The 9,835-nt window shown below is 74.5% G+C and carries 1 protein-coding gene; it reads right to left on the bottom strand.

The annotated features are described in order from the left end of the window. Positions 1 to 34: 34 nt before the first annotated feature. Positions 35 to 9,769: a type I polyketide synthase gene (locus ACQUSR_RS21805; RefSeq protein WP_431044274.1), complete on the bottom strand. Its 9,735-nt coding sequence runs from the start codon at positions 9,767 to 9,769 to the stop codon at positions 35 to 37. Positions 9,770 to 9,835 lie beyond the last annotated feature (66 nt).

The following is a 9,835-nucleotide window of genomic DNA, read 5'->3' as shown; positions in this document are numbered from 1 at the left end:
CCGCGGATCGGTGGATCCTTGGATTCCGAGTTCTCTAGATTCCGAGTTCTTTCTCGATGAAGTCGAAGACCTCATCCGCCGTCGCCTCGTGCAGTTGCTCCGTCACTTCGGCGGCGCCCTCGCCGGTCGCCGCGCGGGGCTCGCTCCAGGCGGTCAGCAGGGCCTGGAGCCGGGCCGCGATGTCCGCCCGCTTCTCGCCGTCCTCGCTCGCCGGATCCAGGACCGACAGGGCGGATTCCAGCTTCTCGAGTTCCGCGAGGCCCGGCGCCGCCGTGCCGCCGCCGTCCGGCACGAGCTGCGCGCGGAGGAACTCGGCGAGCGCGGCCGGGGTGGGGTAGTCGAAGACCAGCGTGGCGGGGAGCTTCCGCCCGGTGGCGGCGCTCAGCCGGTTGCGCAGCTCCAGGGCGATGAGCGAGTCGAAGCCCAGCTCCTTGAACGCCCGCTGGGCACCGACCTCGTCGGTGGAGGGGTGTCCCAGCGCGGCGGCCGCGTGGGAGCGCACCAGTTCCGTGACGACCAGCAGTTGCTCGGCGGCGGGCATGGCCGCCAGCCGCTGCCGCAGCGCGGACGCCGGGGCCTCGGCCGGGCCGGGCTCGCCGCCGCCGGCCGCCTCGGTCATCCGCCGTACCTCGGGCAGATCGCCGATGAACGGGCTGGGACGGACCGCCGTATAGCCGTGGACGAACCGCTCCCACTGGATGTCGGCGACGGCCACGGCCACGTCGTCGTGGTCCAGCGCCTGTTGGAGCGCGGCGATCGCCGCGGCCGGGGCCATGGCGGGGACGCCGCCGCGGTCCAGCCGTTCGCCGATGGCGCCGCCCGCGGCGAGTCCGGTGTCGCCCCAGCGGCCCCAGGCCACGGAGGTGGCGGGCAGCCCGTCGGCGCGGCGCTGCTCGGCCAGTGCGTCGAGGTACGCGTTGGCCGCCGCGTAGTTGCCCTGCCCGGCGTCGCCGAGGGTGGCCGCGACGCCGGAGAACAGCACGAACGCCGACAGGTCCAGGTCCTTGGTGAGTTCGTGCAGATGGCGGGCGGCGTCGGCCTTCGGGCCGAGTACGGTGGCGAACCTCCCGGGCGTCAGCGCGTCCAGCACGCCGTCGTCGAGTACCCCGGCGGCGTGCACCACGGCCGTCAGCGGCCGGTCGGCGGGGATGGCGTCGAGCAGCGCCGCGACGGCCTCGCGGTCGGCCACGTCGCAGGCGGCGATGGTCACCTCGGCGCCCAGGGCGGTCAGTTCGTCGCGCAGCTCGGCGGCGCCGGGGGCGTCCGGGCCGCGGCGGCTGGTGAGCACCAGGTGCCGGGCGCCGTTCCCGGCCAGCCAGCGGGCCACGTGCGCGCCGAGCGCGCCCGTACCGCCGGTGACCAGCGCGGTGCCGTCGGGCCGCCAGGACCGTACGGCGGGTGCGCCGGCGAGCGGGGCGCGGCTGAGCCTGCGGACGAAGACGCCGGAGGCGCGCACCGCGAGCTGGTCCTCGCCGTCCGCGGCGGTGAGCACGCCGGCCAGCCGGGACAGCGCCCGCTCGTCGGGGGCTGCCGGAAGGTCGACCAGGCCGCCCCAGCGCTCGGGGTGCTCCAGGGCCGCGGTCCTGCCCAGGCCCCACACCAGCGCCTGCCCGGGGTCGGCCAGCCGGTCGGAGCGGCTGACGGAGACGGCGCCGCGGGTGGCGCACCACAGCGGGGCGTCCACCTCGGCGTCGCCCAGGGCCTGTACGAGGGCGGCGGAGCCGGCGAGCCCGGCGTCGACCCCGTCGGTGGCGGGCTCTTGAGCGAGCGCCAGAAGGGACAGCACCCCGGTGACGGCGGCGGATCCGGCACCGTCCCGTCCGGGGTCGGCCTCGCGTCCGTCGCCGGAGGTCGCGGACTCGCCGGACTCTGCCGTCTCCGCTCCCATGGCGTTCCCGGCGAGCGCCGCGCGCAGCCGCGCGGTCAGCGCCGCGCGGTCCACGGCGTCGGCGTCCACGACGATCTGCCGTACGGCGGCGCCGCGTTCGGCGAGGGTGCGGGCCGCGCCGGCGGCCCAGGCGCCGGCGGCCTCCGTAGGCGGTACGACGAGCAGCCAGGTGCCGGACAGCCGTCCGGGTCGCCCCTCGGACCGGGGCTGCCAGGTGACGCGGTAGCGCCAGCCGTCGACGGTGGACTGCTCGCGGGCCTGCCTGCGCCACGAGGACAGGGCGGGCAGGACGGCGCCGAGCGAGTCCAGCCCGTCGGCGTCGGCGAACTCCAGGGTCCCGGCCAGGGATTCCAGGTCCTCGCGTTCGACGGCCGCCCAGAAGCGGGCGTCGACGTCGTCGGCGCGCTGTGCCGGGACGGTGGCCTCGGCCGCGGGGGCCTGCGGCCACAGGTGCTGGTGCTGGAAGGCGTACGTGGGCAGGTCGACGCGGGCGGCGTCGCCGTAGACGGCGCTCCAGTCCACGGCCACACCACGGGCCCACGCCTCGCCCAGGGAGAGCCAGAAGCGCTCCAGACCGCCTTCGTCGCGGCGCAGCGAGCCGAGTACGGCGGCCTCGCGGCCCGCGTCCTCGGCCGTCTCCTGCACGCCCATGGTCAGCACGGGGTGCGCGCTGGACTCGATGAAGACCCCGAAGCCCTCGTCCAGCAGGCGGCGTACGGCCCCTTCGAGTTCGACGGTGCGACGCAGGTTGGTGAACCAGTACTCGGCGTCCAGCTCCGGGCCCGTGATCCACTGACCGGTCACGGTGGACAGGAACGGCACCTGGGGCGCCTGCGGCCGGATCGGGGCCAGGCAGGCCAGGAGTTCCTCGCGCAGCAGCTCCACCTGCGCGGAGTGCGAGGCGTAGTCCACCGGCACGCGGCGCGCCCGGACCTCGTCCGCCTCGCAGGAGGCCAGGAACTCGTCCAGCGCGACGGGTTCGCCGGAGACGACCACGGAGGACGGGCCGTTGACCGCCGCCACCGAGATCCGCTCCTCTCCCCACTCCGCGATCCGCTCCCGCACCCGCGCGACCGGCAGCGCCACCGACACCATGCCGCCCAGACCGGCCAGCTCCCGGCCGATCGCCTGGCTGCGCAGCGCCACGACCCGGGCCGCGTCCTGGAGGGACAGCGCCCCGGCGACGCACGCGGCGGCGATCTCGCCTTGGGAGTGGCCCACCACGGCCGACGGCTCGACGCCCACGGAGCGCCACAGCTCGGCCAGCGACACCATCACCGCGAACAGCACCGGCTGGACGACGTCCACCCGCTCCAGCGACGGCGCGCCCTCGACCCCGCGCAGCACATCCACCAACGACCAGTCGGTGAACTCCGCGAGCGCGGCGGCGCACTCATCGATCCGAGCAGAGAACACTGGCGAAGCATCCAACAGGCCCACGGCCATGCCTACCCATTGCGACCCCTGTCCGGGGAACAGGAACGCCCCCTTGCCCCCGATACCGGACCCCTGTACGAGGCCGGGCAGGACCTGTCCGCGGGCCAGGGCGTCCAGGCCGCGCACGAAGTCGGCACGGTCGCCGCCCACCAGGACGGCGCGCTCCTCCAGCGTGCTCCGGGTGGTGGCCAGCGACCAGCCGACGTCGGCCGGGCGCGGCGCCGGGTCGGTCTCCAGGTGGGCCAGCAGCTTCTGCGCCTGGGCCCGCAGACCCGCCTCGGTACGGCCCGACAGCACCCACGGCAGGGGGGTGATCGGGGCTGCCTCCGGGGTCTTGTCGGAGGGCTCTTCGGCGGGCTCTTCGGAGGACTCTTCGGCGGGCGCCTGCTCCAGGATGGCGTGCGCGTTGGTGCCGCTGAAGCCGAAGGAGGAGACGGCCGCGCGGCGCGGGTGGTCGGCCTCCGGCCACGGCGTGGCCTCGGTCACCAGCGACACCGCGCCCGCCGACCAGTCGACGTGCGGGGTCGGTTCGGCGATGTGCAGGGACTCCGGTACGACGCCGTGCCGCATAGCCAGCACCAGCTTCATCACCCCCGCGACACCGGCCGCCGCCTGGGCGTGCCCGATGTTGGACTTGACGGAGCCGAGCAGCAGCGGCCGGTCCTCGGGACGGTCCTGACCGTAGGTGGCCAGCAGCGCCTGCGCCTCGATCGGGTCGCCCAGCGTCGTGCCCGTGCCGTGCGCCTCGACGACGTCCACGTCGGCGTACGACAGCCGGGCGTTGGCCAGGGCCTGGCGGATGACGCGCTGCTGGGACGGGCCGTTGGGGGCGGTCAGGCCGTTGCTGGCGCCGTCCTGGTTGATGGCCGTACCGCGGACGACGGCCAGCACCGGGTGCCCGTTCTTCCGCGCGTCCGACAGCCGCTCCACCAGGAGCATGCCGACGCCCTCGGCCGGGCTGAAGCCGTCGGCGTCCGACGAGAACGCCTTGCTGCGGCCGTCGGAGGCCAGCCCGCGCTGGCGGCTGAACTCGATGAAGGTGCCCGGGGTCGCCATGACGGTGACGCCGCCCGCCAGGGCCACGGTGCACTCGCCGTTCCGCAGCGCCTGCACGGCCAGGTGCAGCGCCACGAGGGAGGCGGAACAGGCCGTGTCGACGGTGACCGCCGGGCCTTCCAGGCCGAAGGTGTAGGAGAGGCGGCCGGAGACGACGCTGGCGGCGCTGCCGGTGGCCAGATGGCCCTCGTAGCCGCCGTCGGTGGTGTTCCGCATGAGGATCGAGTAGTCGGAGCCGTTGGTGCCGACGAAGACCCCGGCCTGGCTGCCGCGCAGGGCGGCCGGGTCGATGCCGGCCCGCTCGAACGCCTCCCACGAGGTCTCCAGCAGCAGCCGCTGCTGCGGGTCCATCGCCATGGCCTCGCGCGGCGAGATCCCGAAGAAGCCGGGGTCGAACTCGGCGGCGCCGGTGAGGAATCCGCCCTCCCGGGCGTAGCTGGTGCCCTGTGCGTCCGGGTCCGGGTTGTACAGGGACGCCACGTCCCAGCCCCGGTCGGCGGGGAACTCCGACAGCGCGTCGCCGCCGGAGGCGAGCAGCTGCCACAGCTCCTCGGGGGTGCGGACGCCGCCGGGGAAGCGGCAGCTCATGGCCACGATGGCGATCGGCTCATCGTCGGAGGCCGTTGCCGCGACCGGTAGCGGGGCACCTGTCCTCTGCTGCTCGTCGGACAGCTCCGTCCGCAGGTGCCTGGCGAGCGCCGTCGGGGTCGGGTAGTCGAAGATCAGCGTCGGGGGCAGCTTGAGTCCGGTGGCCGCGCCGAGCCGGTTGCGCAGTTCGACGGCGGTCAGGGAGTCGAAGCCCAGCTCCTTGAAGGCGCGGCCCGCCTCGACGGCTTCGGGACCGGCGTAGCCGAGGACGGCCGCGACCGCGCCGCGCACCAGGTCCAGCAGCAGCCGCTCCTGGTCGGCTTCGGGCAGCCCGCCGAGCTGCTGCGCCAGGGCGGCGGCACCGCCCGCGGCGTCCTCGTCGGCGGCCCCGCTCATGTCCTTGATGACGTCCCGGGCCTCGGGCAGGTCGTGCAGCAGCGGACGGGATCGGCCGGAGGTGAAGGCCAGGACGAAGCGCTTCCACTCCATGTCGACGACGGTCAGGGCGGTCTCGTCGCGGTCCAGGGCGTGCTGGAGCGCGGTGACGGCCGACGCCGGGGCCATCTCGATGACACCGTGGCGGCGCATCCGGTCGCCGACCGCGCCCTCGGCCATCCCGCCCTCGCCCCAGGGGCCCCAGGCGAGGGAGGTGGCGGGCAGTCCGGCGGCGCGCCGGTACTCGGCGAAGGCGTCCAGGAAGGCGTTCCCCGGCGCGTAGTTGCCCTGGCCGGGCGCGCCGAAGGTGGCGGCGAAGGAGGAGAACAGCACGAACGCGGACAGGTCCAGGTCCTTGGTGAGCTCGTGGAGGTGGAGCGTGGCGTCGACCTTGACCTTCAGCACCCGGTCGACCTGCTCCGGCGTCAGCGCCTCGATGACCCCGTCGTCCAGGACGGCGGCGGTGTGCACCACGGCGGTCAGCGGGTGTGCTGCCGGTACGGACGCCAGCAGCGCGGCGACGGCGTCCCGGTCGGACACGTCGCAGGCGGCGACGGTGACGTCCGCGCCCAGGGCGGCCAGTTCGTCGCGCAGCTCGGCCGCGCCGGGGGCGTCCAGGCCCCGGCGGCTGGTCAGCAGCAGATGCCGGGCGCCGTTCCCGGCCAGCCAGCGGGCCACGTGCGCGCCGAGCGCGCCCGTACCGCCGGTGACGAGAACGGTGCCGTCCGGCCGCCACGACCGTACGGCGGGGGTCTCGGCCAGCGGGGCGCGCACCAGCCTGCGGGCGAGCAGTCCGGCGGGCCGGATGGCGACCTGGTCCTCGTCCTCGGCACCGGCGCAGGCACCGGCCAGGACGGACACGAGGCGCGTGAACGCGCGGTCGTCGGGCTCCGGGTGTGTGATTGCCGGGAGGTCGACCAGACCGCCCCAGCGCTCGCCGTGCTCCAGCGCGGCCACCCGGCCCAGGCCCCACACCAGCGCCTGCGTGGGGGAGGCGAGCGGTTCGGCGCGGCCGACCGAGACGGCACCCTGGGTGGCGGACCACAGCGGGGCGGTGACCTCGGCGTCGCCCAGCGCCTGGAGCAGCGCGAGCTGCGCGGCGACGCCGGAGGGGACGGAGGAGTGCGCCGGGTGCGGCCGCTCTTCCAAGGCCAGCAGGGACAGCACGCCGGTCAGGGGGCCGCCGTCGGCGAGCTCGGCGAGCAGCCGCTCGGCGAGCTCCGCACGGCCCTCCGCGCCGGTGTCGACCACGAGCTGCCGTACGGCGGCGCCACGCTCGGCGAGCACACGGACCGTACCGGTGACCCACGGCCCGTCGGCCTCGGACTGCGGCACCACGACGAGCCAGGTGCCGGGCAGGCGGGCGGACTGCGCCTCGGACAGCGGCTTCCACGTCACGCGGTAGCGCCAGCCGTCCACCGTGGACTGCTCACGGGCCTGCCTGCGCCACGACGACAGCGCGGGCAGGAGGGAGCTGAGGGGCTGGTCGCCGTCGACCGCCAGCTCATCCGCCAATGCCTGCCAGTCCTCGCGCTCGACGGTCTCCCAGAAGCGGGCTTCCAGGGGGTCGGCGGCGGCGACCGCGGCGGCTTCGGGGGTTCCTGCTTCGAGCCAGTAATGCTGGTGCTCGAAGGCGTACGTGGGCAGGTCGATCGTGGCGGCGCCGGTGTCTCCGTAGACGGCGGTCCAGTCCACGGCGACACCGCGTGCCCACGCCTCGCCCAGTGACAGCCAGAAGCGCTCCAGCCCACCCTCGTCGCGCCGGAGCGAGCCGAGCGCGGCGGCCTCATGACCCGCGTCCTCGGCCGTCTCCTGCACGGCCATGGTCAGCACCGGGTGGGCGCTGGACTCGATGAAGACCCCGAAGCCCTCGTCCAGCAACCGCCTTACAGCGCATTCGAGTTCGACCGTGCGACGGAGGTTGGCGAACCAGTACTCCGCGTCCAGCTCCGGGCCCTTGACCCACTCGCCGGTAACGGTGGACAGGAACGGCACCTGGGCGGGCTGGGGCACGACCGGGGCCAGGCAGGTCAGGAGTTCGTCGCGGAGCAGCTCCACCTGGGCGGAGTGCGAGGCGTAGTCCACGGGTACGCGACGGGCCCGCACCTCATCCGCCTCGCACGAGGCCAGCAGCTCATCCAACGCGTCCGGTTCGCCGGAGACCACCACCGACGACGGCCCGTTGACGGCCGCCACCGAGATCCGCTCCTCTCCCCAGGCGGCGATCCGCTCGCGGACCTGGGCCACCGGCAGCGCGACCGACACCATCCCGCCCTTGCCCGCCAGCACCCGGCCGATCACCTGACTCCGCAACGCCACCACACGCGCCGCGTCCTCAAGCGACAGAACCCCCGCCACGCAGGCCGCCGCGATCTCCCCCTGGGAGTGACCCACCACGGCGGCGGGTCCAACGCCCAGCGAACGCCACAACTCCGCGAGGGAGACCATCACGGCGAACAGCACCGGCTGGACCACATCCACCCGCTCCAGCGACGGCGCGCCCTCCACACCCCGCAGCACATCCACCAACGACCAGTCACAGAACTCCGCAAGAGCAGCGCCACACTCCTCAATACGGGCGGCGAACACCGGCGAGGCATCCAGCAGCCCCACCGCCATCCCCACCCACTGCGAACCCTGACCAGGGAACACGAACGCGGTCTGACCGGCGGCGACAGCGCCCTGCACGACGCCCGCGGCCATCGCCCCGTCCGCCAGCGCGCCCAACCCCGCCAGCAGCTCACCGCGGTCCCGGCCCACGACCACCGCACGGTGGTCCAGCGCCGCCCGCGTCGTGGCGAGCGACAGGCCCACGTCCAGTGGCCGCGGCTCCGGCTCGGCCGTCACGTACGCCAACAGCCGTTCGGCCTGCGCCCGTAGCGCCGCAGCGCTCTTGCCGGACAGCGTCCACGGCAGTACGCCCAGTTCGCGCGGCGCCGCCGGAGCGGTCTCGGCCGCGTCCTCCTCAGGTTCGTCGGCAGGAGCCTGTTCGAGGATGGTGTGGGCGTTGGTACCGCTGAAGCCGAAGGAGGAGACGGCGGCGCGGCGCGGACGCCCCGTCTCCGGCCACGCCACCGCCTCCGTCAGCAGCGACACGGCGCCCGCCGACCAGTCCACGTGCGGCGTCGGCTCGTCCACGTGCAGGGTCTGCGGCAGCACGCCGTGCTCGATGGCCTTGACCATCTTGATGATCCCGGCAACACCGGCCGCGGCCTGGGTGTGCCCGATGTTGGACTTGATGGAGCCGAGCAGCAGCGGCCGGTCCTCGGGACGGTCCTGGCCGTACGCCGCCAGCAGCGCCTGCGCCTCGATCGGGTCGCCCAGCGTCGTGCCCGTGCCGTGCGCCTCGACCGCGTCCACGTCGGCGGCGGACAGGCGCCCGTTGGTGAGGGCCTGGTGGATGACGCGCTGCTGGGACGGGCCGTTGGGGGCGGTCAGGCCGTTGCTCGCGCCGTCCTGGTTGACGGCGGAGCCCCGCACGACCGCCAGCACCGGGTGCCCGTTCTTCCGCGCGTCCGACAGGCGCTCCACGAGCAGCATGCCGACGCCCTCACCCCAGCCCGTGCCGTCGGCGGCGGCCGCGAACGGCTTGCAGCGGCCGTCCGCGGCGAGGCCGCGCTGGCGGCTGAACTCGGTGAAGGTGGACGGGGTCGCCATGACGGTCACCCCGCCGGCCAGGGCCAGCGAGCACTCGCCGTTGCGCAGCGCCTGCACGGCCATGTGCAGCGTCACCAGCGACGACGAGCAGGCCGTGTCGACCGTGACCGCCGGGCCCTCCAGACCGAAGGTGTACGAGACCCGGCCGGAGGCGATGCTGCCGGAGCTGCCGGTGCCGAGGAAGCCCTCGACGCCCTCGGGTACGGAGTCCAGCCGCGAGGTGTAGTCGTGGTACATCACGCCCGCGAAGACGCCGGTCCGGTGGCCGCGCAGCGACGTGGGGTCGATGCCCGCCCGCTCGAACGCCTCCCATGAGGTCTCCAGCAGCAGCCGCTGCTGCGGATCCATCGCCAGCGCCTCACGCGGCGAGATCCCGAAGAGGGCGGGGTCGAAGGCGCCCGCGTCGTAGAGGAAGCCGCCCTCGCTGACGTAGCTGGCGCCCGCCTGGTCGGGGTCGGCGTCGTAGAGGGTCTCGATGTCCCAGCCGCGGTCGGTCGGGAAGCCGGAGATGGCGTCCCGGCCGTCGAGTACGAGCCGCCACAGGTCCTCGGGGGTACGGACGCCGCCGGGGTAGCGGCAGCTCATCGCGACGATGGCGATGGGCTCCTGGTGCCGCTCCTCGACCTCGCGCAGCCGTCGGCGGGCCTGACGCAGATCGGCGGTCGCCCGCTTGAGGTAGTCGCGCAGCTTGTCCTCGTTGTTCACCATTGCGTCGTCGGCTCCTTGCGAATTCCTGCGGAAGAGGCGGAAGGGGAGGTCGTGCTCATCTGGTCG

The organism is Streptomyces sp. P1-3 (genome assembly GCF_050613155.1).
Lineage (GTDB): Bacteria > Actinomycetota > Actinomycetes > Streptomycetales > Streptomycetaceae > Streptomyces.
Note: the sequence above shows the minus strand (reverse complement) of the source record. Positions and strands in the feature narration are given on the sequence as shown.